The 26133-nt window shown below is 70.2% G+C and carries 17 protein-coding genes; 8 read left to right on the top strand and 9 right to left on the bottom strand.

The features are described from left to right. Positions 1 to 28 precede the first annotated feature (28 nt). Together SGFS_RS45995 and SGFS_RS46000 are read right to left on the bottom strand one after the other, a co-directional pair. Positions 29 to 1501, bottom strand: a complete 1473-nt coding sequence (locus SGFS_RS45995) for an aldehyde dehydrogenase family protein (protein ID WP_286258538.1) — start codon at positions 1499 to 1501, stop codon at positions 29 to 31. A 1453-nt stretch (positions 1502 to 2954) separates the two neighbouring features. After that, complete coding sequence (locus SGFS_RS46000; RefSeq protein ID WP_286258540.1) at positions 2955 to 3509, bottom strand: hypothetical protein; 555 nt, start codon at positions 3507 to 3509, stop codon at positions 2955 to 2957. 418 nt (positions 3510 to 3927) lie between these two features. Here SGFS_RS46000 and SGFS_RS46005 point away from each other — a divergent pair, with 418 nt between their 5' ends. Genes SGFS_RS46005 through SGFS_RS46025 form a run of 5 tightly spaced genes read left to right on the top strand, consistent with a single transcriptional unit; the run spans position 3928 to position 11871 of the window. Beyond that, the gene (locus SGFS_RS46005) at positions 3928 to 6798 is read left to right on the top strand and encodes a nitrate- and nitrite sensing domain-containing protein (protein ID WP_286258541.1); all 2871 of its coding nucleotides are present in this window, start codon (positions 3928 to 3930) and stop codon (positions 6796 to 6798) included. Continuing rightward, positions 6795 to 7232 (top strand): roadblock/LC7 domain-containing protein, encoded by a 438-nt coding sequence (locus tag SGFS_RS46010; RefSeq protein ID WP_286258542.1) that lies wholly within the window; start codon positions 6795 to 6797, stop codon positions 7230 to 7232. Before SGFS_RS46005 ends, SGFS_RS46010 begins: the two co-directional genes overlap by 4 nt. A 9-nt stretch (positions 7233 to 7241) precedes the next feature. Beyond that, the gene (locus SGFS_RS46015; protein ID WP_286258543.1) at positions 7242 to 7637 is read left to right on the top strand and encodes a DUF742 domain-containing protein; all 396 of its coding nucleotides are present in this window, start codon (positions 7242 to 7244) and stop codon (positions 7635 to 7637) included. Positions 7638 to 7661: 24 nt separating this feature from the next. Then, positions 7662 to 11285, top strand: coding sequence for a hydantoinase B/oxoprolinase family protein (locus SGFS_RS46020; protein ID WP_286258544.1), 3624 nt, complete (start codon positions 7662 to 7664; stop codon positions 11283 to 11285). Beyond that, positions 11266 to 11871: a GTP-binding protein gene (locus SGFS_RS46025; RefSeq protein WP_286258545.1), complete on the top strand. Its 606-nt coding sequence runs from the start codon at positions 11266 to 11268 to the stop codon at positions 11869 to 11871. The genes SGFS_RS46020 and SGFS_RS46025 overlap by 20 nt, the downstream gene beginning before the upstream one ends. A 107-nt stretch (positions 11872 to 11978) precedes the next feature. Here SGFS_RS46025 and glpK read toward each other — a convergent pair whose 3' ends face one another. The 4 genes from glpK to SGFS_RS46045 form a co-directional block, all read right to left on the bottom strand. Then, positions 11979 to 13499 carry a glycerol kinase GlpK gene (gene glpK, locus SGFS_RS46030; RefSeq protein WP_286258546.1) on the bottom strand — a complete coding sequence of 507 codons (1521 nt, stop codon included), beginning with the start codon at positions 13497 to 13499 and terminating at the stop codon, positions 11979 to 11981. A gap of 99 nt (positions 13500 to 13598) precedes the next feature. Beyond that, the gene (locus SGFS_RS46035) at positions 13599 to 14384 is read right to left on the bottom strand and encodes an MIP/aquaporin family protein (protein WP_286258547.1); all 786 of its coding nucleotides are present in this window, start codon (positions 14382 to 14384) and stop codon (positions 13599 to 13601) included. 1027 nt (positions 14385 to 15411) lie between these two features. Beyond that, complete coding sequence (locus tag SGFS_RS46040) at positions 15412 to 16602, bottom strand: lipid-transfer protein (RefSeq protein WP_286258548.1); 1191 nt, start codon at positions 16600 to 16602, stop codon at positions 15412 to 15414. Continuing rightward, positions 16599 to 17024: a Zn-ribbon domain-containing OB-fold protein gene (locus tag SGFS_RS46045; RefSeq protein ID WP_286260386.1), complete on the bottom strand. Its 426-nt coding sequence runs from the start codon at positions 17022 to 17024 to the stop codon at positions 16599 to 16601. Before SGFS_RS46045 ends, SGFS_RS46040 begins: the two co-directional genes overlap by 4 nt. 262 nt (positions 17025 to 17286) lie before the next feature. Here SGFS_RS46045 and SGFS_RS46050 point away from each other — a divergent pair, with 262 nt between their 5' ends. Next, positions 17287 to 17823: an NUDIX domain-containing protein gene (locus SGFS_RS46050; RefSeq protein ID WP_286258549.1), complete on the top strand. Its 537-nt coding sequence runs from the start codon at positions 17287 to 17289 to the stop codon at positions 17821 to 17823. Positions 17824 to 17836: 13 nt separating this feature from the next. Here SGFS_RS46050 and SGFS_RS46055 read toward each other — a convergent pair whose 3' ends face one another. Beyond that, entirely contained in the window at positions 17837 to 20203 is a 2367-nt protein-coding gene (locus SGFS_RS46055) for a glycoside hydrolase family 31 protein (protein WP_286258550.1), read from the bottom strand. A 213-nt stretch (positions 20204 to 20416) separates the two neighbouring features. Here SGFS_RS46055 and SGFS_RS46060 point away from each other — a divergent pair, with 213 nt between their 5' ends. Together SGFS_RS46060 and SGFS_RS46065 are read left to right on the top strand one after the other, a co-directional pair. Next, positions 20417 to 22384: an acetoacetate--CoA ligase gene (locus tag SGFS_RS46060; protein WP_286258552.1), complete on the top strand. Its 1968-nt coding sequence runs from the start codon at positions 20417 to 20419 to the stop codon at positions 22382 to 22384. Positions 22385 to 22501: 117 nt separating this feature from the next. Continuing rightward, positions 22502 to 23398: a hypothetical protein gene (locus tag SGFS_RS46065; RefSeq protein ID WP_286258553.1), complete on the top strand. Its 897-nt coding sequence runs from the start codon at positions 22502 to 22504 to the stop codon at positions 23396 to 23398. A gap of 65 nt (positions 23399 to 23463) precedes the next feature. Here SGFS_RS46065 and ptsP read toward each other — a convergent pair whose 3' ends face one another. Together ptsP and SGFS_RS46075 are read right to left on the bottom strand one after the other, a co-directional pair. Next, the gene (gene ptsP, locus SGFS_RS46070; RefSeq protein WP_286258554.1) at positions 23464 to 25134 is read right to left on the bottom strand and encodes a phosphoenolpyruvate--protein phosphotransferase; all 1671 of its coding nucleotides are present in this window, start codon (positions 25132 to 25134) and stop codon (positions 23464 to 23466) included. Between the two features lie 78 nt (positions 25135 to 25212). Further along, positions 25213 to 25662 (bottom strand): PTS sugar transporter subunit IIA, encoded by a 450-nt coding sequence (locus SGFS_RS46075; RefSeq protein ID WP_286258555.1) that lies wholly within the window; start codon positions 25660 to 25662, stop codon positions 25213 to 25215. Between the last annotated feature and the right edge of the window lie 471 nt (positions 25663 to 26133).

Consider the following 26133-nt stretch of genomic DNA (forward strand, 5'->3'; position numbering starts at 1 on the left):
GCGTCAACTACCCCTGGTTACAAGGGAGTCAGGCGAACCAACCCTGTGGTTTCGGATCGGTGTTGCGCCAGATGTGCTTCGCCTCGCGGTACTCGGCGAGCCCCGAGGGCCCGAGTTCGCGGCCGAAGCCCGACTGCTTGAAACCTCCCCACTCGGCCTGCGGCACATACGGGTGGTAGTCGTTGATCCACACCGTGCCGATCCGCAGCCGGGCCGCGACCCGCTGCGCCTTGGCCTCATCGGTCGTCCACACGGCACCGGCCAGACCGTAGATCGTGTCGTTGGCCAGCCGTACGGCCTCGTCCTCACCGCCATCGCTGAACCGCTCCACGGTCAGCACCGGCCCGAACGACTCGTCCCGGACCACGGACATGCTGCTCGTGCACTCGTCCAGCACGGTCGGCACATAGTAGAAGCCCTGCTCGTACGCGTCCCCGGACGGCCGCTCGCCCCCGCAACGCAGTACCGCGCCCTCCGCGAGGCCATTCGCGACGTACTCCTCGACCTTCGCGCGATGCGCCGCCGAGATCAGCGGCCCGGTCTGCGCCCGCTCGTCGAACGGTCCGCCGAGTCGGATCTCACGCGCCCGGCGTACGACCTCGTCGACGAACCGGTCGTGCAGCGAGTCCTCCACCAGCAGGCGCGCCCCCGCCGAGCACACCTGCCCCGAGTGCAGGAAAACGGCGGTCATCGCCATGTCGACGGCCGCCTCGAAGTCGGCGTCGGCGAAGACGATGTTCGGGTTCTTGCCGCCGAGTTCGAGCGCGACCTTCTTCACCGTCCCGGCGGCCGTGGCCATCAGCCGGCGCCCGGTCTGCAGACCGCCAGTGAAGGAGACCAGGTCCACGTCCGGGTGGTCGGCGAGCGGGGCGCCCGCTTCGGGGCCGGCGCCCAGGACCAGGTTGGCGACTCCGGCCGGCAGCCCGGCTTCCTCCAGCAGCCGCATCAGATGGATCGCGGTGTGCGGGGTCAGCTCGCTCGGCTTGAGCACGAAGGTGTTTCCGGCGGCCAGTGCCGGGGCGACCTTCCAGGCCGTCTGGAGCAGGGGGTAGTTCCACGGAGTGATCAGTGCGCACACCCCGACCGGCTCGTACACGACGCGGCTGTCGACGCCTGCCTGGCCGGTGTCGACGACCCGGCCCGTCTCGGCCGCGGCCGCGCGCGCGAAGTAGCGGAAGCAGTTCACGATGTCGTCGATGTCGTACTCGCTCTCCACCAGCCGCTTGCCGGTGTCGAGGGACTCGGCGCGGGCCAGCGCGTCCTTGTCGCGTACGAGCAGATCGGCGACCCGGAGCAGCAGGTCACCGCGTTCGACGGCCGGGGTGGACGGCCACGGGCCCTCGTCGAAGGCGCGGCGGGCGGCCGCGATCGCCTCCACGGTGTCCTTGCCGCCACCCTCGTCGACGACCGCGACCAGGCTGCCGTCGGCGGGGCAGCGGATCTCGCGGGTCCGCCCGTCGAGCGCGGATCGCCACGCTCCGCCGATGAAGAGTTCAGGCATGTTCTCGTTCCTCCTGGTCAGCGCCCTACGGCGGGCGCTCTCGCGGCTGGGCGTCTAACCGGACACCCGTGGTTCATGCCGAATGTGACGGCCGACACGCCTGGTCGGCTCGGCTGTCTGCCGGGGCTGACCGGTGCCTGCCGAGGGGGCGACCGCCGGCTTCTGGATCAGCCACTCATGGAAGATCCCTATGCGGTTCCTGGGCGGTGCTTGGTCGGCACCAGCACACCACCCTTCCGGCTGCGCGCGGGATGCCGTCGCGGGCCGCGTCTGTCCAGAGGCCTCGAAGCCCTGGTCGTTCATCCAGGTGGAACGGCTCCACGGACTTCTGCGCATCCGCTCCGGACTCCACGACCTTCGACGCGTAGAGCCAGTCGCGCCCCGTGATCGGGCGGTTCTCGGCAGGCGGGGACATGCGACATGCGGTGCAGCATCACATGGCCCGGTACGAGGTTGATGAAGATCAGCCAAGCCCTGGCTGCCCTCGAGCGCGAAGCCGGACATCCTTGCCGCACTCGGCGCCGTGGCCCACATTCACGGGGCGGCGGTGCCGTGGTGGAGGCCGGCTCGTCGGCCAGGCCGCCCAGGCGTAGCCGAGCAACTCGCGCGACGGGACCCTTTTCAGGCCGTGCTGGAGATTGCGGAGACTGCTGCGGCGGATCCCGCCTTGGGGCCTCGCGCACCGGGACCTACGCGGCCCGCGCGCTGTGGACCCAGGGTTTCGACGGCCGACTCGTCAATGTCGTGACGTGTCCACCAGCCGTACGACCGCCCGACCCTGGCCAGGTGGCTTCGGTCGCGGGCCGGCTACCGAGGCCCGCCTCGCCCTCATCGACGCTGAGGAGGCCACTGAACGAGGCCACTGAACTCAACGCCGCGCGGCTGCTGGGCGTGCGGGCCGGGGTCTCGGAGCCCGGGGCCGCACGGTACCCCTCGACCACGGCCGCACGGTCTCCTCGGACGGCGTCGTCATCGCCACCGGTGCCTCGGCCGACGTCTCCAGGGCGACCGGCTTGCCGGAGCGCATACCTCGCAAACCACCCTCGACCATGCCCGGGCCTTCAGGGGCGCACTGGCCCAGGCCCCACGAACCCGTCACCAGAGACGGCACTTCGACGGTCGTGTCGTCGCGGCTGGCATCAGCGTCGGCGCCGCACTGGTACGACGCCCGCATCCAGTGCGCCGGACGGCACAGCGGCGGTGCCCCCGTCCGCGTCCCCGAGGGCGGGACCGCGGACTGCGCTCCGGCCAAGACCGATTCCTCGCGTCCTGGACCGCTGCGACATGACGACCGCCCGTGCTCGCTCGCCATGAACGCCCGCGCAAACAGACTCGGCGTCAACTGGTCCACATGACAAGCGGGGTGGCGCCGAAACGGCGGGCTGAAGCAGGGGACCGACCCGGGGCGAGGCGATACGAAGGCCGCTCGCCCCAAGCCGGAGGCCCAGTTGCCCTACGGGTGCGACAGCTGCCCGGCGCCACCCCGCCGACGTATCCGCTCCTGGGCGCGCTCCGCGGCCCGCGCCTCGCGGCGGGCCCGGCGACGCTCGCGCCGCAGGGTGCGGGCGGTGCTGCTCGGGGCCGAGACCACTCCGTTGCGCTGGTTCCACATCTGGCGGGTCACCCAGACGTCCAGCACGCCCCAGGTCGACATGACCGTGCTGGCCACGGTGCTGAGCACCATGGGGAACGCCAGCCAGGAACCGGCCAGCGTGCTCAGGAAGGCCACCATCGCCTGAATCAGCGTCACCGCGATGATGAGGACGGCGCGCACGGCCGACGTTCGCACCGGGTCGGGCAACCGCCGTTTCCGCGCGGGCTCCTCGATCCACAACGGCCGGTAATGCGCCCGCTCCCGGCCGCCGCTGTCGCCTGAGGACCGCCGTCCGCTCCCCGCCTCACCCCCGCTCGCCGCGAGGCCACGATCCGGTGCCTGAGCGCCCCGCAGCACCGCCTCGCGCGTCGCCACACCGTTCTCGTGCGCTACGCGCCGCTCCGCCGTGCCCATCAACTTGTCACTCCCCACCGCCGGTGGACCGATGGCGCCGGGATCACGAGATCCCGGCTCTTCTCTGGTGCCCGGCTTGCGTCGACTCACGCCACCTGGGTGCAGCCTGCGGCGCCTGAAGCCCATTCCGCCCCCAATTCCCGTACAGAAAGACGATCGACGAACGCCGAAGATTCCCAACGAGCGAAGAAATCCGGCCAACCGGCCAACTTCCCCGACGGGTTGCGATGGGTTCAAGTGCCGGACAGAGGGAGGCAATCTCCCGTAATGAACTGACAACTCCCCATGTCCTGTTCCCCTCCCGAGCAGAGTGCGGGTGGGTGGGCCTTCGAGATACGTGTGTGTCGGTAGTAGGCTCACGCCGTTTGTTGACGCACGTGTGTACCCCCGGGCCGACGGGGGCGAGCTGGGGGAGGCCATGCGCTTTCGCGGGAAATCGATCCGCCGGAAGATCGTGGCGCTGCTGCTCGTGCCCCTTGTGGCGCTGACCGGTATCTGGACGTTCGCCACGGTCATCACCGGCCGGGAGGCAAGCGATCTCTTCAGGGTGGCCGACATCGTCGAGGAGATCGGCTTCCCGACCGAGGACGCCATCCGGGTCCTCCAGCAGGAACGCCGCCAGACCCTCGTCTATCTGGCCGACCCGGGCGCCTCCGGCGCGCTCAAGGCACTCGAGCGCAGCCAGGCCGCCACGGACGAGGCTGTCGAGAGGTTCCGCGAGCACACCAGGGACTCGGAACTGCGGGACGACATGGGAGAGGGCACCGCGACGCGCCTCACGGCCATCCTGGACGCCCTCGACACTCTGCCGCCGCTGCGGGAGACCGTCGAGCAGGGCACGGTCGACGTCACCCAGGCCCTCACCTCCTACAACCAGTTGGTGGACCCCTGCTTCACCCTGCTGTCCAACCTCCCCGCCCTCGACAGCGTGGAGATGGACAAGGAGGGCCGGGCGCTGATCAACGCCGCCCGTGCCCGCGAACTCCTCTCACGCGAGGACGCCCTGCTCAGCTCCGTGCTCGTCGGGGACCGGATCACCCAGGACGAGATCCGCGATGTCTCCGACCTCGTGGCGCAGCGCACCCTGATGTACGAGATCAGCCTGCCGATGCTGCCTTCCACGGAGCGCGAACGCTTCGCGGACTACTGGAACAACGCGAGCACCGCACCCCTGCGGTCGGTCGAGCAGGCCGTCATCGGCGCCGATCCGGGTGAGCCCCACGGTGTCACCGCCAAGAGCTGGGACAGCGTGGCGGCGCCCGTCCTCAAGGACCTCGCTGACCTCAACATCGAGGCGGGTGAGCGTTATCAGGACCGCGTCCGGCCCCTGGCCACCAACGTCATCCTCAAGGTCGTCATCGCCGGCGTCCTCGGCCTCGCCGCCCTCCTCTTCTCGCTCTTCATGTCCGTACGCATCGGCCGGGCCCTCATCAAGGACCTGCGCAGCCTCCGCCACGAGGCCAACGAGACCGCCGGCGTACGGCTGCCCAGCGTGATGCGCCGACTCGCGGCGGGCGAGCAGGTCGACGTGGAGACCGAGGTACCACGCCTGCAGTACGACAAGAATGAGATCGGTGAGGTCAGCCAGGCCCTCAACACCCTGCAGCGCGCCGCCGTCGAGGCCGCCGTCAAGCAGTCCGAACTCCGCAGCGGCATCTCCGAGGTCTTCGTCAACCTCGCCCGGCGCAGCCAGGTCCTGCTCCACAAGCAGCTCACCCTGCTCGACACCATGGAGCGCCGGACCGACGACACCGACGAACTCGCCGACCTGTTCCGCCTCGACCACCTGACGACCCGTATGCGCCGACACGCCGAGGGCCTGGTCATCCTCTCCGGCGCCGCCCCGTCCCGGCAGTGGCGCAAGCCCATCCAGCTCATGGACGTCGTGCGCGCGGCCGTCGCGGAGGTCGAGGACTACGAGCGCGTCGAGGTCCGCCGACTGCCCCGCGTGGCCGTCACCGGCCCGGCCGTCGCCGACCTCACCCATCTGGTGGCCGAACTCCTGGAGAACGCCACGGTGTTCTCGCCCCCGCACACCGCCGTACAGGTGCTGGGCGAGCGCGTCGCCAACGGCTTCACCCTTGAGATCCACGACCGGGGCCTCGGTATGGCCGCCGAGGCGCTGCTCGACGCCAACCTGAAGCTCGCCGAGACCCCCGACTTCGAACTCTCCGACACCGACCGGCTCGGCCTGTTCGTGGTCAGCCGTCTCGCCCAGCGGCAGAAGGTCCGCGTCTCGCTCCAGCCGTCGCCGTACGGCGGAACCACGGCCGTGGTCTTCATCCCCGACGCCCTGCTCACGGACGAGGTCCCGGACACCAACGGCATCGGCTTCCGTCTCGACCGCGTCCACCCCAGCCGGGAGGCCGAGCTCGAGGAGGAGCGCCAGGCCGCGCTCGCCCAGGTGCCGATCCGTCTTCCCGGGCTGTCCGCCTCCCTGCTGGACGGCCCGGTCGAGCTGGAGGCGCCGGTCGACCTGGACTCCCTCGGCGGCTTCCCTGGCGCCCTCGGCGACGAGGACAGCGAACGTGGACTGTTCCGCTCGCGCGGCCCTCTCGCCGGAGCCTCCGGTGACCAGCACCAGGCCCCGCACGACGCCGAAGGACAACAGGCACCCTTCGCCGATCCCGACCCCACCGTGGGCCCCATGGCACTGCCCCAGCGCCGGACACCGCATCTCGTCAGCTCGCACGGCCGCCCGGTGACAGGTGCGAGGCCCCGCCGCGCGGACGAGGAGCGCCCGCAGAGCCGTGCACCGCAGACGCCCGGCCTCCCCGACTCCAGGCCCATCACCGCCCTGCCCGGGAGCCACCCGGAGCCGCCCCACCTCGGCACCGACCACACCGGACTCGCCATCGGCCCCGGCGCGGGCCGGGCCGGAGTCCTGCTTCCCGGTGGCCACGAGCCCCCCGTCCTGCCGCAACGCCGTCGCACGACCCCGTCCGGCGGCCCGGGCGGGACGGCTTCGCACGGCGGCACCGGCGAGCCCACCCGACGCACGGACGCCGTGGCCGACCAGGCAGAACCAGCCCCGGGCCCGCTGCCCCGCCGCGTCCGCCAGGCCAATCTGGCCCCGCAGTTGAAGGACGGGCCCGCACGCAGGGCCGAGCGCGACAGCTCCCGCACCGCGACGCGGCCGGAGCTCGCGGATCGCGACGCCGACGAAGTTCGCAGCCGTATGGCCTCGCTGCAACGAGGATGGCAGCGCGGCCGCGAGGAGAACGCCGAGGGCGACGGGGCCCGGGACGTCTCAGCACCACGAGGAACGACTAAGGGGGACGGTCGATGACCGCACCGAAGGCCGAAGGGTCCACCGCGACCGGCACGTCCGGCGAGCTGAACTGGCTCCTGGACGAACTGGTGGAGCGCGTCGCCAGCATCCGCAAGGCGCTTGTGCTCTCCAGCGACGGACTGCCCACAGGGCTCTCCAAGGACCTCACCCGCGAGGACAGCGAACACCTGGCCGCCGTCTCCTCCGGCTTCCACAGCCTCGCCAAGGGCGTCGGCCGCCACTTCGAGGCGGGCAACGTCCGGCAGACCGTCGTCGAACTCGACGAGGCCTTCCTGTTCGTCACGGCCGCCGGCGACGGCAGCTGCCTCGCCGTCCTCGCCGACGCCGACACCGACATCGGGCAGGTCGCGTACGAGATGACGCTCCTGGTCAAGCGGGTCGGCGTACATCTGGGTTCCGCTCCGCGCAACGACATGCCCCAGGGCGGGTAGTGGGATGGCATGAGCCGAGACGGTCAGGGAAGCAGCCACTGGTTCGACGACGACGCCGGACCAGTGGTCCGTCCTTACGCCATGACGCGGGGCCGGACCAGCCACGCGGTCCAGCACCGCCTCGATCTGATCGCCGTGGTCGTCACGGAACCGCACGTCGACGACCCGGAAGAGGACCACTCGCTCTCCCCGGAACACGTACGCATCGTCGAGCTCTGCCGTGACACCCCGCAGTCGGTGGCGGAGCTCGGCGCCGAACTCGATGTTCCCGTCGGGGTGGTGCGCGTCCTCGTCGGGGACCTCGTGGACGAGGAAATGGTCCATGTGACACGCCCCGTACCGCCTGCCGAACTGGTCGACGAGAGTATTCTGCGCGACGTGATCAACGGCCTCCGGGCGCTCTGAGCAGCGCGGAAGCGGAGTGGAGACGTGACAGGCTGGCAGTTCTGGGTCGACCGGGGCGGTACGTTCACCGACATTGTCGCGCGACGCCCGGACGGCCGTCTGCTCACGCACAAGCTTCTCTCCGACAGCCCCGCCCAGTACGCGGACGCGGCCGTCGCAGGCGTCCGAGAGCTTCTGGACGGCTCCGACGCCCCCGTCGAGGCCGTCCGCATGGGCACCACCGTCGCCACCAACGCCCTGCTGGAACGCAAAGGTGAACGCACCCTCCTCGTCATCACCCGCGGCTTCCGCGACGCCCTGCGCATCGGCTACCAGAACCGCCCCCGCATCTTCGCCCGCCGAATCGAACTCCCCGAGCTGCTGTACGAACGAGTGATCGAGGCCGACGAACGCATCGCCGCCGACGGCACCGTGCTGCGCGCCCCCGACCTGGACGCACTCACCGAGCCGCTCCGCAAGGCCCACGACGACGGGATCCGTGCCGTCGCGGTGGTCTGCATGCACAGCCATCTCCACCCGGCCCACGAACAGGCCATCGGAGAGTTGGCCGCCCAGATCGGCTTCCCGCAGATCTCGCTCTCCAGCGAGGTCAGCCCCCTGATGAAGCTCGTCCCGCGCGGCGACACGGCCGTCGTCGACGCCTACCTGTCGCCCGTGCTGCGCCGCTACGTCCAGCACGTCGCCGACGAGTTCCAGGGCGTACGACTGATGTTCATGCAGTCCAACGGCGGGCTCACCGAGGCCGGGCAGTTCCGCGGGAAGGACGCCATCCTCTCCGGGCCCGCCGGCGGCATCGTCGGCATGGCCCGTATGTCGCAGCTCGCCGGCTTCGACCGGGTCATCGGCTTCGACATGGGCGGCACCTCGACCGACGTCTCGCACTTCGCGGGCGAGTACGAGCGGGTCTTCACCACACAGATCGCCGGCGTCCGGCTGCGCGCCCCCATGCTGGACATCCACACCGTGGCCGCGGGCGGCGGCTCGGTCCTCCGCTTCGACGGCTCCCGCTACCGCGTAGGGCCGGACTCGGCGGGCGCGGACCCGGGGCCCGCCTGCTACCGGGGCGGCGGCCCGCTCACCGTCACCGACGCCAACGTCATGCTGGGCCGCATCCAACCCACCCACTTCCCCCGGGTGTTCGGCCCCGACGGCGACGAGCCGCTCGACGACGCCCTGGTCCGCGACCGCTTCGCCGCCCTCGCGGGCGAGATCCGTGACAGCACCGGCGACGACCGCACCCCGGAGCAGGTCGCCGAGGGATACCTGCAGATCGCCGTCGCCAACATCGCCAACGCCGTCAAGCGGATCTCCGTCCAGAAGGGCCACGACGTCACCCGCTACGCACTCACCACCTTCGGTGGCGCGGGCGGCCAGCACGCGTGCAGGGTCGCGGACTCGCTCGGCATCCGGACCGTCCTCGTGCCACCCATGGCCGGTGTGCTCTCCGCCCTCGGCATCGGCCTCGCCCACACCACGGCCATGCGTGAACAGTCCGTCGAGGTACCCCTGGAGTCCGCCTCGATGCCCCAGGTCCGCAGCACCGCCGACGACCTGGAGAACACCGCCCGCGCCGAACTCCTCGCCGAGGACGTCCCCGAGGAACACATCCGGATCACCCGCCGTGCCCAGCTCCGCTACGACGGCACGGACACGACCCTCACCGTCGAGCTCACCGAGCCCGGCACCATGCGGCACGTCTTCGAAGAACGTCATCGCGCCACGTACTCCTTCACGCTCGACCGACCGATCGTCGTCGAAGCCCTCTCCGTGGAAGCCACCGGACTCACCACACCCCCCGATCTCCTTGCCCTCGCCCCTTACGAAGGCCACACCGCCACCCCGGAGACGGTCAGCCTCCACACGGGCGGTGCCTGGCGCGACGTCCCCCTGCACCGCCGCGAGGAACTGCCCCCCGGCGAAACCGTCACCGGTCCGGCCGTCGTCACCGAGGCCAGTGCGACGACCGTCGTCGACGAGGGCTGGCAGGCCGCGACGACCGACGACGGGCATCTGGTCATGGAACGCGCCGCGATCACGGAGAGTTCCGGTCTCGGCACGAAAAGTGATCCCGTGCTCCTGGAGGTCTTCAACAACCTCTTCATGTCGATCGCCGAACAGATGGGCGCCCGCCTGGAGTCCACGGCCCAGTCGGTCAACATCAAGGAACGCCTCGACTTCTCCTGCGCCCTCTTCGACCCCGAGGGCAACCTCGTCGCCAACGCCCCGCACATCCCCGTGCACCTGGGCTCCATGGGCACCAGCGTCAAGGAGGTCATCCGGCGCCGCGGCACCTCGATGCGCCCGGGCGACACCTACGCCGTCAACGACCCGTACCACGGCGGCACCCACCTGCCCGACGTCACCGTGATCACCCCGGTCTTCGACACGGAGAGCGACCGGATCCTCTTCTACGTGGCCTCCCGCGGCCACCACGCCGAGATCGGCGGCATCCAGCCGGGCTCCATGCCGGCGAACAGCCGCACCATCGAGGAGGAGGGCATCCTCTTCGACAACTGGCTCCTCGCCGAGAACGGCCGCTTCCGCGAACAGGAGACCCTCCGCCTGCTCACCGAGGCCCGGTACCCCTCCCGCAACCCGAGGACCAACCTCGCCGACCTACGGGCCCAGATCGCCGCCAACCAGAAGGGCGCCGACGAAGTCGCCCGAATGATCGACGACTTCGGGCTCGACGTCGTCCAGGCCTACATGAGGCACGTCCAGGACAACGCGGAGGAAGCCGTCCGTCGTGTCATCGACGCCCTGGACGACGGCGAGTACGCCTACGAGACCGACTCCGGCGCCGTCATCCGCGTACGCGTGCGCGTGCGCGTGGACCGTGATAACCGCCGCGCGACCGTCGACTTCACCGGTACGTCCCCGCAGCTCACCAGCAACTTCAACGCCCCCTTCGCCGTCGTCAACGCGGCCGTCCTGTACGTCTTCCGTACCCTGGTCGCCGACGACATCCCGCTCAACGACGGCTGCCTGCGCCCCCTCGACATCGTCGTCCCGCCCGGCTCCATGCTCGCTCCCGAACCACCTGCCGCCGTCGTCGCAGGCAACGTCGAGACCTCACAGGCCATCACCGGCGCCCTGTACGCGGCCCTGGGCGTCCAGGCCGAGGGCTCCGGCACCATGAACAACGTCACCTTCGGCAACGAACGCCACCAGTACTACGAGACCGTGGCCTCCGGCTCCGGCGCGGGTGACGGCTTCCACGGCGCACCCGTGGTGCAGACCCATATGACGAACTCACGGCTCACCGATCCCGAGGTGCTGGAGTGGCGACTGCCCGTCCGTCTCGAGGAGTTCCGGGTTCGGAGGGGCAGCGGCGGTAGGGGACACTGGAGGGGCGGCGACGGCTCCGTCCGCCGGATCCGGTTCCACGAGACCATGACCGTGTCCACACTGTCGCAGCACCGCAGGGTCCCGCCCTACGGGATGGCCGGCGGCGGCCCGGGAACACTCGGCGCCAACCGCGTGGAGCGCGCCGACGGCAGCGTCGTACATCTCCGCGGAAGTGATTCGACAGAAGTCGCGCCCGGCGACGTACTAGTCATCGAAACCCCCGGCGGCGGAGGCTACGGGCCACCGCCGCGCGACAACCATCCAGCAGGAGAAGAGACCGATGATCCTCGGGCGCACTGAGCGCGGCATACCTCCGGTCGAGCCCGTCACGCTCAAGATCCTCGTGGCCGGCGGTTTCGGCGTGGGCAAGACGACCCTCGTCGGCGCGGTCAGCGAGATCAAGCCGTTGCGCACCGAGGAGGTGCTCACCGAGGCGGGCCGTCCCGTCGACGACATCACCGGTGTGGAGGGCAAGCACACCACCACCGTCGCCATGGACTTCGGGCGCATCACCCTCCGCGAGGACCTCGTGCTGTACCTGTTCGGGACCCCCGGACAGGACCGCTTCTGGTTCCTGTGGGACGAGCTCGCCTCCGGTGCCCTCGGCGCGGTGGTGCTCGCCGACACCCGCCGTCTGGAGGACTGCTTCGCCGCCGTCGACTACTTCGAACGGCGCTCCATCCCGTTCGTGATCGGCGTCAACTGCTTCGACGCGGCCGCCCACTACCCGGCCGACACCGTCCGCCAGGCCCTCGACCTCGACTCCGCGGTGCCGGTCGTACTGTGCGACGCGCGCAACCGGGAGTCGGTCAAGGACGTCCTCGTCTCCGTCGTCCGGCACGCCATGGCGTACGCGGCAGGGCACCGCGACCCCGTGGCCACCTGAGGTTCGGCTCGTACCCCCACCGACAGGGGTACGAGCCGTGGCCCCGCGTGCGCGCACGTGGAGCCCCTTCTCGGAAAACGATCGGCACGCGTGCGTGGAGCTCGATTTCAGCCCACGCCGTCTTCGTGCCAGCCGAAGCTCTTCTCCACCGCCTTGCGCCAGTTGTGATATTCGCGGTCACGGACGGACGCCTCCATGGCCGGCGTCCACTCGACGTCCTTCTGCCAGTGCGACTTCAGTTCGTCGAGGTCGTTCCACACCCCGGTGGCGAGGCCGGCCGCGTACGCGGCGCCCAGACAGGTCGTCTCGGAGACCTTCGGCCGGATCACCGGCACGTCCAGGACGTCCGCCTGGTGCTGCATCAGAAGGTTGTTCTTCGTCATGCCGCCGTCGACCTTCAGGGTCGTGATCCGTACCCCGGAGTCCTGGAACATGGCGTCCACGACCTCACGCGTCTGCCAGCTCGTCGCTTCCAGCACCGCACGCGCGAGATGCGCCTTGGTGACGTACCGCGTCAACCCGGTGATGACACCGCGTGCGTCGGACCGCCAGTACGGCGCGAACAGACCCGAGAAGGCCGGCACGATGTACGCCCCGCCGTTGTCGCTCACACTCGCCGCCAGGGGCTCGATCTCGTCGGCGGTACGGATGATGCCGAGCTGGTCGCGGAACCACTGCACCAGGGCGCCCGTGATCGCGATCGACCCCTCCAGGCAGTACACGGGCGCCTCGCCGCCGATCTTGTACCCCATGGTGGTCAGCAGCCCGCTCTTCGACGGCACGGGCCGGTGCCCGGTGTTGAGCAGCAGGAAACTGCCGGTGCCGTACGTGTTCTTCGCCGTGCCCACGTCGTAGCAGGCCTGCCCGAACACCGCCGCCTGCTGGTCTCCGAGCGCCGACGCGACGGGCACGCCCGCGAGTTGACCCACGGCGGTGCCGTACACCTCGGCGGAGGACCTGATCTCCGGCAGGACCGCCTCCGGGACGTCCATCGCCGAGAGGATCGAGGAGTCCCACTGCAGGGTCTCCAGGTTCATCAGCATGGTGCGTCCGGCGTTGGTGACGTCGGTGACGTGCCGTCCGCCGTCCGTGCCGCCCGTCAGGTTCCAGATCAGCCAGGAGTCGATCGTGCCGAAGGCGATCTCGCCGCGCTCGGCGCGGGCCCTGAGCCCCGGCACGTTGTCGAGCAGCCAGGCGGCCTTCGGACCGGAGAAGTAGCTGGCCAGCGGCAGTCCGGTCTGTTCGCGGAAACGGTCCTGCCCGTCCGGGCCGCCGAGTTCGTTGCAGAGCGCGGAGGTACGCGTGTCCTGCCAGACGATCGCGTTGTGCACCGGCTTTCCCGTCGCCCGGTCCCACAGGACCGTCGTCTCGCGCTGGTTGGTGATACCGAGCGCGCTGAGCTGGTCGGCGCGCAGGCCCGCCTTGGCGATCGCTCCCGCGACGACCGCCTGCACCTTCGACCAGATCTCGGTGGCGTCGTGCTCCACCCAGCCCGGCTTGGGGAAGATCTGGCGGTGTTCGCGCTGGTCGACGGCGACGATCGCGCCGTTCCGGTCGAAGATGATGCAGCGGCTCGAGGTCGTGCCCTGGTCGATGGCGGCGACGTACTTCTGGGTGGTGTCCGGCATGACGTCCCCTTACGTCAGAAAACTTCGTGCGTCGAAAGGCTGCGTGGGTCGGCAGTCCGCGTGGATCGGGCGTTCGCCTGGATCGGGCTTTCGAGGGCGTCAGAAGGCCAGGTTGTAGACGATGCCCGCGAGGGCTCCCCCGATCAGGGGGCCGACGACCGGGATCCAGGCGTAACCCCAGTCCGAGGTGCCCTTGTTCGGGATCGGCAGGAAGGTGTGCACGATGCGCGGGCCGAGGTCGCGCGCCGGGTTGATCGCGTAGCCGGTGGGCCCGCCGAGGGAGAGACCGATGCCGACGACCAGGAAGGACACCAGCAGGACCGAGATGCCGGAGCCGTAGATTCCGGCCTCCTCGCCCGGGATCTGCCCGATGCCGATGCCCGTGTTCCGCCCGAAGGCGAGGATCGGCAGGACCAGGGCGATCGTCGCGATGACCTCGGTGATCAGGTTGGCGACCGGGTTCCGGATCTCCGGGATGGTGGAGAAGATGCCCAGGGTCGGCGTCGGCTCGTCCGCCGTGCCCTCGGTGGTGCCCTCCTTGCGGACGTTTGCCTGGAACTGTGCGAAGTAGGTCAGATAGGCGAGTCCCGCACCGAGCATCGCACCGACCATCTGGCCCAGCAGATACACCCAGACCTTGTCCCACGTCCCCGAGTCGACCGCGATCCCGATGGTCACGGCCGGGTTGAGGTGCCCGCCCGACAGGGGCGCGGCGGTGTAGGCCCCCGCCAGCACGGCGAAGCCCCAGCCGAACGCGATGACGATCCAGCCCGACGCCCTCGACTTCGAGAACCTGAGAGTGACGGCGGCGCACACACCGGCGCCGAAGAGAATCAGGATGGCCGTGCCGATGACTTCGCCGACGAAAATGTCTCCGTTGCTCATGGCGGCTCCTAGGCCCCGGCCGGGGTGATCGACCCCGGACCTTGCGTGCAGGGTGCGTTCCCATGGCTACGTCAGCCGAAGGCAGGAAGGATCCCGCGCCCCGCCCGGCGTCCGTGACGAGCGTGCCGTCGCAGCCGAATCGCCTGTGGGAAACGGCCCGTTACGCAGGCAGGGAACCCGAGCGGCGCAGTGCACAAAGACGCTCGAATGCGGCGATGCCGACTGACATCCGGAAGTGTTCACCGGCGCTCAGGGGGCGTCAAGGACGCGGACGGCAATGGTTGGGAGCGGCTACGGGGGCGCGTACCGGGCGGGCGGCCGTGCGGGGCGGTGTGCGCGGCTCGACCGAGGCTCCCCACCGGCGACGCGTGCCGATGCCGGTCCGGCCGAGCGCACCGGGCAGCGACCGTCCTCAGCGGTCTCCGGGCCCCTCCACCTCGCGCCCCGTCCGCACCGGTTCGGCTTCCCGGCAGCCCCGGCACCTAAGGGGTGCGAGACATGCCCCGGCCTGCCGGTGGTCCGTGAGGGTCCAGGGCCGACACACCACCGTCGCCAAACGACAGCACCCTGGACACCTCCGGAGCCCCAGTGAGCAATTCCCGCACCTCACCGGCGGACGCCGAGGCGGACAGCAGCGCGGCAGGCCGAAGGAACTGCAGTACCGGCGGACCGGAGACGGCATGCGAAGCGGGGCAGTGCGGCGGCACGTGCGTGTACGGCGGCGTCGACTGTCGCCTCCCCCCACCGCAGCCGCCGCGCCGCTTGTACGGCGTCGCGCAGCGCGGCCAGGCCGCCGAGGCCTGCCAGGGGTGCGGCGAGGCGTTCACGTGCAGCGGCAGCAACGTCTCTGCGGGCGGCCGCCCGGATCGCCGAAGCGGTCGGCCTGCCGTCGCGCTCAGGATCCCGACGGGCCTCGGCCGCACGTCACCGGCCCCGGGCGGGCGAGTCGTCAGTCCGAACACCACCTCCAGAACACCACCAGCTCGCGGTCATGGACCTCCGCCGCGCCCACGTTCGCTCCGGCCGGTCAGCGCACCGCGACCACCGCCGACCCATGGCCGAACAGCCCCTGGTTGGCACTGATTCCCACGCGTGCCCCGGCGACCTGCCGGTCACCCGCTTCGCCTCGCAACTGCCACGTCAGCTCGCACACCTGGGCGATCGCCTGCGCCGGAACCGCTTCCCCGAAAGAGGCCAGCCCCCCGCTGGCGTTGACCGGTATTCGCCCGCCCGGTGCCGTCACGCCCTCCCGCAGCAACTTCGCCGCCTCTCCCTCGGCGCACAGCCCGAGATCCTCGTACCACTGCAACTCCAGCGCCGTGGACAGGTCGTAGACCTCGGCGAGCGACAGGTCCTCGGGCCCGATGCCGGCCTCCTCGTACGCGGCCCGCGCGATCGACGCTCGGAACGCCTCCGCCGCGGGCTCCACCGCGACCGCGGAGTCCGTCGCGATGTCCGGCAGATCCAGCACGGTGGTGGGGTAGCGCGGCGTCACCGTGGACACCGCCCGTATCCGCACAGGCTCGGCGACTCCGTGCCGACGGGCGAAGTCCATGCTCGACAGCACCAGGGCAGCACCGCCGTCCGAGGTCGCACAGATGTCCAGCAGCCGCAACGGATCGGCGACGACCGCCGACGCGGCGACCTCTTCGGCGGTGACCCGCTTGCGGTAGCGCGCGTAAGGATTCAGCGCGCCGGAGGCCGCGTTCTTCACCTTGACCTGGGCGAAGTCCTCCAGGGTGTCCCCGTGCACGGCGATCCGCCTGCGAGCGTAAAGCCCGAAGTACGTCGGATTGGTCGCCCCGAGGACTCTGAACCGCAGCCAGTCCGGATCGTCGGCCCGGTTCCCGCCGGCGGGCCGGAAGAACCCCTTGGGCGCCGCGTCCGCGCCCACGACGAGCACGACATCCGCGAGACCCGCCAGGATCTGGGCCCGCGCCGCGCCCACCGCCTGCGCCCCGGACGCACAGGCCGCGTACACACTCGTGACCCGGGCCCCCTGCCAACCCAGAGCCTTCGCGAAGGTCGCCCCCGCCACATACCCCGGATAACCGCCACGGACCGTGTCCGCGCCGACGATCGAGCTGACGTCCCGCCAGTCGACCCGCGCGTCGGCCAGCGCAGCCCGCGCGGCCGCCGTCCCGTACTCGACGAAACTTCTTCCCCACTTGCCCCACGGGTGCATGCCCGCGCCGAGCACCGCCACGTCCCGCGTCATGCCGTCACCCCCGTAGGCCGCCAGTGCCACGTCGTCCAGGTCGTCTCCGCGTCCTCGTTCAGCACGCCGGGGACGACCTCCACCTCCATGCCCACCGCCAGATCGGCGACGGCGACCCCGGGCACCGCCTGCCCGAGTACCACAATCCGCTCTGCGGCCAGTTCCACAGCGATCAACGCGTACGGCTGCCACGGAAGTTCCCGATCGGTCACATAGGGTGACGGAGGCCTGTAACGGCTGTCCGTGTACGACCACACGCGGCCGCGCCGGGACAGCCGCAGCTCCTCCAGGACGCCGCCCGCACAGGCCGGATTGCGGCAGAAGACGTCCTCGCGGGGAAAGAACACCGAGGCACACGCCGAACAGCGTGTGCCGAGCAGACGGAAGTCGTCACCCTCCCCGTCGAACCAACCGGTGACCACAGGTGTGCGCGTACGAGACAAGAACCCTCCCCGGCACCAGAGTCTGACGGGACGTCAGGAGTGTGCCACGAGGCGCGACAATTGGGCAGAGCCTCCGGGGAGAACCAACAGGGCCCTCCCGGCGTCGGAGTATCGGGAGGGGCGGCCGGGGTCCACGGGGGTGGTTCCGGCCGCCTCTTGCCGCACACCCGTCACAAAGGCCGTTGGCGCATTGAGCCGCCCCGGCAAGACGACCAGCAGATGATCGGATACAGTCCGCCGCGTGTCCGCAACCCAACACCCAACCGCCAACTCAGCGCCGGACTCCCACTGTTCGCGCTGCGGATCGCCCTACGGAGAGGGCGTTTCCGGCTGGCCCCGCACCTGCGAGGCCTGCAACACCGTGGCCTACCGCAATCCGCTCCCCGTAGCGGTGGCCCTCCAGCCCGTGTACGACACCAAGGGCACGGCCCTCGTCGTCATCACACGGACCATCGCCCCTGCGCGCGGCGGCGTCGCCCTGCCCGGAGGATTCATCGACCACCGAGAGGACTGGCGCCACGCCGTCGCCCGTGAACTCAAGGAGGAGACGGGCATCGCCGCGGCAGACCGCGACGTCCGCCTCGCCGACGCCATGAGCTCGCCCGACGGCCACCTGCTCCTGTTCGGGCTGCTCCCTGAGCGTCCAGCCGCCAACCTGCCGCCGCCCACCGCGACGGACGAGACGGAGGGCTGGCACCTGCTGCGCAGGCCCACCGAACTCGCCTTCCCCCTGCACACCCTCGCCGTCCAGGCGTTCTTCGACGGCCGCTACATCTGAGCCGCCGCCAGGCTCATTCCTGGGCGAGCCCGCGTACCCGCACGGGATACGGGGGCTCGCCCGGACCCTCGTCCCCGTCCCGCTCCACCACCACACGGCGCCCCTCCCAGCGCGCCGTGTACCGCTCGACCTCCGGCTCGTCCCAGCCGTCGCCCGCGTCCGGCACCACGAGCCCGCCCCCGGTCCGCCCCCGCGCGGGTGCCCACACCTCCAGCGCCAGGCCGCCGTCGGCGCCCCGGACCGGGAGAACGGCACCCGCGCGCGCGAGAACGGGGATCCGCGACAGAGGAGCCTCTATCAGCACCTGCCCCGGCCCCTCGTACTGCTGCTCGGTCACCGTGTCGTACCAACGCCCCTGCGGCAGCTGCACCGCACGCCGCTCCGCCCCCGGCTTCAGCACCGGAGCCACCAGCAGACAGTCACCGAGCAGGAAGGCGTCCTCGCAGTCACGCAGCGCACGGTCCTCGGGCGCGTTCCACCACAACGGCCGCACATAGGGCGCCCCCGTACGCCGCGCCAAGTGGGCCAGCGTCATGAAATACGGCAAAAGCCTCCGCCGCTCCTCGAGCAGAACGCGCGCGTGGTCGACGATTTCCTGCCCGAACTCCCACGGCTCCCTGCGGCCCGCCCGCAGACTCGCATGGGTACGGAACAGCGGCAGATACGCACCGAGCTGGAACCACCGCAGATACAGCTCCGGAGAGGGACTCCCGTCGAATCCGCCCACATCGGGACCCGAGTACGGCACCCCGCACAGCCCGAGCCCCATCACCAGGGACAACGACGCGCGAAGCCCCGGCCAGCCCGTCGCCACGTCCCCGGACCACGTGCCCCCGTAGCGCTGCATACCGGCCCACCCGGACCGTGAGAAGACGAACGGCCGCTCCTGCGGCGCCAGGTCACGCAGCCCCTCGAAGCCGGCCCGGGCCATGCACAGGGCGTACACGTTGTGCGCCTCACGGTGATCACCACCGCGGCCCTCCAGATCGTGCCGCGCCGACCTGGGCAACGTGTTCTCCCCGAAGGCGGTGAACGACGTCGGCTCGTTCATGTCGTGCCAGAACCCGGCGAACCCCTGCGCGCGCCGCTCCTCGTAGAGACCGCCCCACCACGCGCGCGTACGCGCGCGCGTGAAGTCCGGGAAAACCGACTCCCCGGGCCAGACGAGGCCCTTCACGAGACGCCCGCCCGTGTCCCGCACGAACGCGTCCTCGGCCATCCCACTGTCGTACACCGCGTTCCCCGGCTGTGCCTTGACCGCGGCGTCGACGATCGACACCAGCCGAATCCCGTCACGGCCCAGCTCCTCGGCGAGGCCCGGCACCTTCGGGAACTGCTCGGGGTCGACCGTGAACACCTGATGGTCGTCGTAGTGGTCGATGTCCAGGTGAAGCGCGTCGAGCGGCAGCTCGTGCTCCCGATAACCGGCGACGATCCGCCGCACCTCCTGCTCGCTTCCGAAGCCCCACCGCGCGTGATGGTGCCCCAGAGCCCACGCCGGCGGCAGCGCGGGAGCCCCCGTGAGCGCCGCCCAGGCGTGCAGCACGCGCGCCGGGGTGCCCACGATCACCCAGCAGCGCAGGGGACCGCCGTCCATCCGCAGCTCGGACGTCCCGGCCCGGTCGTGCCCCGACCCCGCGCCCTCCTCGCCCTCGCGCAGCGTCACCGTGCCGTCCCACGTGGTGTCGTGGAAGACGAGATGGGTGGCCGCGTCGGCCACCACCGTCTGCACCGGCATGGTGATGTACAGCGGATCATCGCCGGGCGCGAACGTATGACCGGGATCGGTGTTCCACAGTCGATACGTTCCGTCGCGCAGCCGGGGCCCGGCCGTACGCCCGCCCAGACCGAAGAACCGCGCGTCGGCGGCCACTTCGGAACGCTGCATCCACCGCCCCGGGCCCCCACCCACCGGCTCCCACCACCGGGGCGGCAGATCCCGCCGCAGGGTCACTCCACCGGGCGTACGCACCTCTACAGCACCGTGCCGCGACACGACGACCGTGACCCGCTCGGCCACGACCCGCCAACCGCCGTCCTTGTCCGGCTCCAGAACGGCCCGCGGATCCGGCTCCGGGTACCCGACCGCCAACGCGTACGACGGCTCCGGCTCAGCCCCGTCCCAGCCCCAGAAGACGGCTCCGTTCACATCGACGGTGATCCGTAGATCGGATCGGCTGAACCGGACCGTGCCGCCGCCGGGCCCCGGCTCCACGTCCAGCACCGGTCCGGGCACCCGCGCGCGCTCGGCGCCCCGCTGAGGCAACCCGGCGGCGTCCACACGACTTCTGCGCCACGCGGCCCGCACGGTCCGCAGCCCCTGAGCCACCCCCGCCGAACCGATCGCCTTCACCGAACGCACCAGGTCACGACCGTCCATGCCGCTCACCCTGCCATCGACCGGCCCGGATGTGTGAGTCGTTCAACTTCCGTTCACCCATGGTGGGAGCACATCTTCACCTGGCCGACCATCTGCGGCGCGCCCTGGTGTCGGAGTCGATCACATGGCATCGTCCGTGTCAGCCGCGTCACGCGCACACCCCTGCCCGTGCGCGCCCGACGCACACGACGCGCACAGTCCGGGAGCCGCCCCATGACCTCAGCGAACACCTCGCCGCTCTGGCAGCCCGATCCAGAACGCATCGCCCAGGCACAGATCACAAAGTTCCAGGCCTGGGCGGCTGAGCACCACGGAGCCCCGGCCAAGGGTGGCTACGCGGCCCTCCACCGCTGGTCCGTCGACGAACTGGAGACGTTCTGGAAAGCCGTCACCGAATGGTTCGGCGTACGGTTTTCCACGCCCTACGCGCGCGTGCTCGGCGATCGCTCCATGCCCGGCGCCGAGTGGTTCCCCGGAGCCACCCTCAACTACGCCGAACATGCCCTGCGCGCGACCGCGACCCGCGCCGACGAACCGGCCCTCCTGCACGTCGACGAGACCCACGAGCCACGCCCCGTCAGCTGGACCGAACTGCGCCGCCAGGTCGGCTCCCTCGCCGCCGAACTGCGCGCCCTCGGCGTACGTCCGGGGGACCGAGTCAGCGGCTACCTCCCGAACGTTCCCGAGGCCGTCGTCGCCCTCCTCGCCACGGCGGCGGTGGGCGCCGTATGGACGTCCTGCGCCCCCGACTTCGGCGCCCGCAGCGTCCTCGACCGCTTCCAACAGGTCGAACCGGTCGTGCTGTTCGCCGTCGACGGCTACCGCTACGGCGGCAAGGAACACGACCGCCGCGACACCGTCGCCGAACTCCGCCGCGAACTGCCCACCCTCCGCGCTGTCGTCCACATCCCGCTGCTGGGCACCGAGGCACCGGAAGGCGCCCTCGAGTGGTCCACCCTGACCTCCGCCGACGTGGAACCCGTCTTCGAACAGGTGCCGTTCGACCACCCTCTGTGGGTGCTCTACTCCTCCGGCACGACCGGACTCCCGAAGGCCATCGTCCAGTCCCAGGGCGGCATCCTCGTCGAACACCTCAAACAGCTCGGCCTCCACTGCGACCTGGGCCCCGAGGACCGCTTCTTCTGGTACACCTCCACCGGCTGGATGATGTGGAACTTCCTCGTCTCCGGCCTCCTCGCGGGCACCACGGTCGTCCTCTACGACGGCAGCCCCGGCTACCCCGACACAGGCGCCCAGTGGCACGTGGCCGAACGCACCGGCGCGACCCTCTTCGGCACCTCCGCCGCCTACGTCATGGCCTGCCGCAAGGCAGACGTCCACCCCGGCCGCGACTACGACCTCTCACGCGTCCAGTGCGTCGGCACCACGGGCTCACCACTCCCGCCCGACGGCTTCCGCTGGCTGCACGACGAGGTCCGCGACGATCTGTGGATCGCCTCCGTCAGCGGCGGCACCGACGTGTGCTCCTGCTTCGCAGGAGCCGTCCCGACCCTTCCCGTGTACATCGGCGAACTCCAGGCCCCCAGCCTCGGCACCGATCTGCAGTCCTGGGACCCCAGTGGCAAACCCCTCGTCGACGAGGTCGGCGAACTCGTGGTCACGAACCCCATGCCCTCCATGCCGATCCACTTCTGGAACGACCCCGACGGCACCCGTTACCACGACAGCTACTTCGACACCTACCCCGGAGTCTGGCGCCACGGAGACTGGACGACCCTCACCTCCCGAGGCTCCGTCGTCATCCACGGCCGCTCCGACTCCACGCTCAACCGCCAGGGCGTCCGCATGGGCTCCGCCGACATCTACGAAGCGGTCGAGCGACTCCCGGAGATCAAGGAGTCTCTCGTCATCGGCGTCGAACAGCCCGACGGCGGTTACTGGATGCCCCTCTTCGTGCACCTCGCCCCGGGAGCGGTCCTCGATGAAACCCTCCTGAACCGCATCAAAAAGACCATTCGCGAGCAACTCTCCCCGCGCCACGTCCCCGACGAGGTCATCGAAGTACCCGGTGTCCCGCACACCCTCACAGGCAAACGCATCGAGGTCCCCGTCAAACGCCTCCTCCAGGGCACCCCGATGGAAAGAGCGGTCAACCCCGGCTCGATCGACAACCTCGACCTCCTCCGCTTCTATGAGGACCTGGCCCGCAAGCGCGGCTGATGCGCTCGGCCCGCAGCCCGCAGCCCGCAGCCCGCAGCCCGCAGCCCGCAGCCCGTTGTCAGTGGTGACAGTTACTGTGAGTGAGCATTGATCGACTGCTCGCACACGGGGGGAAACATGACGCACACCGGACACCAGAGCATGCGACGGGTGCTGCGCCGCGAAATCGCAGGCACCATCGGCCTGCTGGCCGACGAGCACGACTTCACCGCGATGCGGCGCTACCGCACCTTCACCTTCGACGACCACGCCACCTACCTCCGACAAGTGGAAGCCCTGCTCAGGACACTCGCCGCGCAGGGCAACCACACCACGGTCGCCCTCTTCGACCCGGAGGAGTACGCGGAGTTCTGCGCCGACGCAGGCCTGGAACCGGACGCCCCGTCCAGCCGCACCCGCTTCACCGGAGAGCTGGCCACGACGGGCCCGAGCATCCCGTACGACGGCCAGCCCCTGTCCGAACTCGTCACCGACCTGATCGACGAAGCCGTCCGCCAGGCCACCTGGGAGTACGCCACCAATCTCCTGTCCCGAATCGGCGACTGCGCCTCCTGCGGCCACGACATCGGACGCTCGGCCTTCGCCCACGCCTCCGAACTGCTCACCCGCATCCTCGACACCGCGAGTCCGGGCCGACGCCACCTCGTGTGCAGCGTCTCGTCCTCACCCCAACCGCTCATGTCCGCGCTCCACGTGGATGAGGACGTCGACGGCAGTACGCATCTGGACGAGGCCGAAGCCCTGGAGTTCGTGACGGTCCTGGCCGTCGGCATCGCCACCAGGAGCCCCGGCGGACTGGTCATGCGCACCAGCGCCTCGGACGCCACCGACCGGGTCTACGGCTGGCGCCTGCGCGGAGAAGGCCTGGAACCGCTCACCGCAGGAGAGGTTTTCGACGCCTACTGCACGGACGTGGAATCCGGAGACCTCGTCTCACCGGAATCCGGCGTCGACTACTGCGCCCCACCCGACCTCGGGGAGGGAGGCACTGCTCCGGGCGGGCACACCCACTGAATGGGCGAGGGGCGCCCCACCCTCAGGTGGAGCGCCCCTCTACGACAGCCGATCGGGCTTCGACGTCACTCGCCGGACAACACGGCCTGAGCCGCGCTGCGCGCCTCCTCCGCGGTGTCCGTCGCACGCGCGGCAGCCGCGGCCCGCTCACACTGCGCCAGCGTGTACTTCGCCAGCGTCGCCCGGACGTAAGGAATCGAAGCCGAACCCATGGAAAGAGAGGTGACACCCAGACCGGTCAGCACACACGCGAGCAGCGGGTCAGACGCTGCCTCACCGCAGACACCACAGCTCTTGCCCTCGGCCTTCGCCGCCTCGGCGGACAGCGCGACCAGGTCGAGCAGCGCGGGCTGCCACGGATCCTGCAACCGGGACACCGCGCCCACCTGCCGGTCAGCGGCGAACGTGTACTGCGCGAGGTCATTGGTCCCCAGCGAAAGGAACTCGACCTCCTGAAGAATCGACCGCGCCCGCAGTGCTGCCGAGGGGATCTCCACCATCGCGCCGAACTTCGCCTGAAGCCCGGCTTCGCGGCAGGCGTCCGCGAACGCCTTGGCGTCCGTACGGTCCGCGACCATGGGCGCCATGACCTCGAGGTAGACGGGCAGCCCTTCCGCGGCCTTGGCGAGCGCCGTCAGCTGCGTACGCATCACCTCGGGATGGTCGAGGAGGGTCCGCAGCCCGCGCACACCCAGTGCCGGGTTGGGCTCATCGACCGGGGTCAGGAAGTCCAGAGGCTTGTCCGCGCCGGCGTCCAGCACCCGCACGACCACGCGTCCCTCGGGGAAGGCTTCCAGGACCTGGCGGTAAGCCTCGACCTGCTTCTCCTCCGACGGCGCCGCCTTGCTGTCGTCCAAGAAGAGGAACTCGGTACGGAACAGCCCGACACCCTCGGCCCCGGCCTCCAGGGCCGCCGGTACGTCAGAGGGGCCACCGATGTTGGCCAGCAGCGGCACCTTGTGGCCGTCCGACGTGACACCCGGTCCGGTCGACGAAGCGAGCGCCGCCTTCCGCTCGGCCGCGGCAGCCTCCAGCTCCGCCTTCTTCTCCGCGCTCGGGTTCACGAAGATCTCGCCGGTGCTGCCGTCGACAGCGATGACCGTGCCCTCGGCCAGTTCCCCGGCGCCCGGCAGCGCCACCACGGCCGGCACACCGAGTGCCCGCGCCAGGATCGCGCTGTGGCTGGTCGGGCCACCTTCCTCGGTCACGAATCCGAGAACCAGCGTGGGGTCGAGCAGAGCCGTGTCCGCAGGCGCCAGATCACGAGCGATGAGGACATACGGCTCGTCGCTGTCCGGGACGCCCGGCATGGGTACCCCGAGCAGTCGGGCGACGATACGGTTCCGCACGTCGTCGAGGTCGGCGACACGACCCGCGAGGTACTCACCGGCCCCCGCCAGAAGAGCGCGGTACGCGGCGAGCGCGTCGTAGACCGCACGCTCCGCCGTGCTCCCCACGGCGATACGTCGCTCCACATCAGCCATCAGCTCGGGGTCCTGGGCCATCATGGCCTGTGCCTCCAGCACGGCCTGGGCCTCACCACCGGCCAGGTTGCCGCGCGCCATCAGATCGGCCGCCACAGCATCCACGGCCTTGCGGGCACGCCCCTGTTCGCGCTCCGCGTCCTCCGCCGGGATCTGCTTGGCAGGCGGCTCCAGCACCGCCGTTCCCATGTGCCGAACCTCGCCGATGGCCACACCGTGGCTCACGCCGACGCCTCGCAGCGTTGTCTCCATCTCACCCGTCTCCGATAGTGCGGCGGGTCCCGCCGCCGTGATGGTTCTTCGTATGTGCCGTCGAGTACGGCTTTGACGTCACGCCCAGCCGAAGAGAGTGTCGCCGGCCTTCACATCGCCGTCCTCGCGGAGTTCGGAGAGGGACCCGGCCGTGGCTTCGAGGGCCACGACGGGGCAGATCGGGGACCTGCCTGCGGCCTCGACGGCAGCGGGGTCCCAGCGCACGACGGCCTGACCACGCGTCACGGTGTCGCCCTTGTTGACGAGCAGTTCGAAGCCCTCGCCGTTCAGCTGCACTGTGTCGATTCCGAGGTGCGTCAGCACACCGTGGCCGTCACTGTCGACCACGACGAACGCGTGTGGATGCAGCGACACGATGACTCCGTCCACAGGGGCGACGGCCTCCGAGGCCTCGCGCACGGGATCGATCGCTGTGCCGGGGCCCACCATGGCTCCCGAGAAGACGGGGTCCGGCACGGCGGCCAGTCCGATGGCGCGTCCTGCAAGAGGGGACGTCACTGTGGTCATGGGAAGCCTCCCAGGAGTGGAGATTCAGATGGGCCGTCAGTGCCTGTCCCGGACGGCGCACTGGGCAGCAGCGTATGTCATATGAACTGACGGTTCCGCATGAGACGTACGGGTTGGCGACCGCCGTGCACGACGTAATCGATTTGCGCCTGCTCCGAGCCCGCCTGTACAGTCGTACTCCTGCTCGGGGCCGAGCGGCACAGTCAAGTGTCCTGGTCGAGCAGCATTCAACTTGTCAGATCCTATCTCGGGGTCAGCTTCCGCATGTCTGCGGGACGGTGGTCAGAGAGACGGAGAAACACTGATAGTGTTGGAAACACCGAAGGGAAGCGCCCGGAGGAAAGCCCGAGAAGATAATTCGGGTGAGTACAAAGGAAGCGTCCGTTCCTTGAGAACTCAACAGCGTGCCAAAAATCAACGCCAGATATGTTGATACCCCGTCTCCGGCCAGTTCGTCTGGTTGGGGCGAGG

It is taken from the genome of Streptomyces graminofaciens (assembly GCF_030294945.1).
Classification (GTDB): Bacteria; Actinomycetota; Actinomycetes; order Streptomycetales; family Streptomycetaceae; genus Streptomyces; species Streptomyces graminofaciens.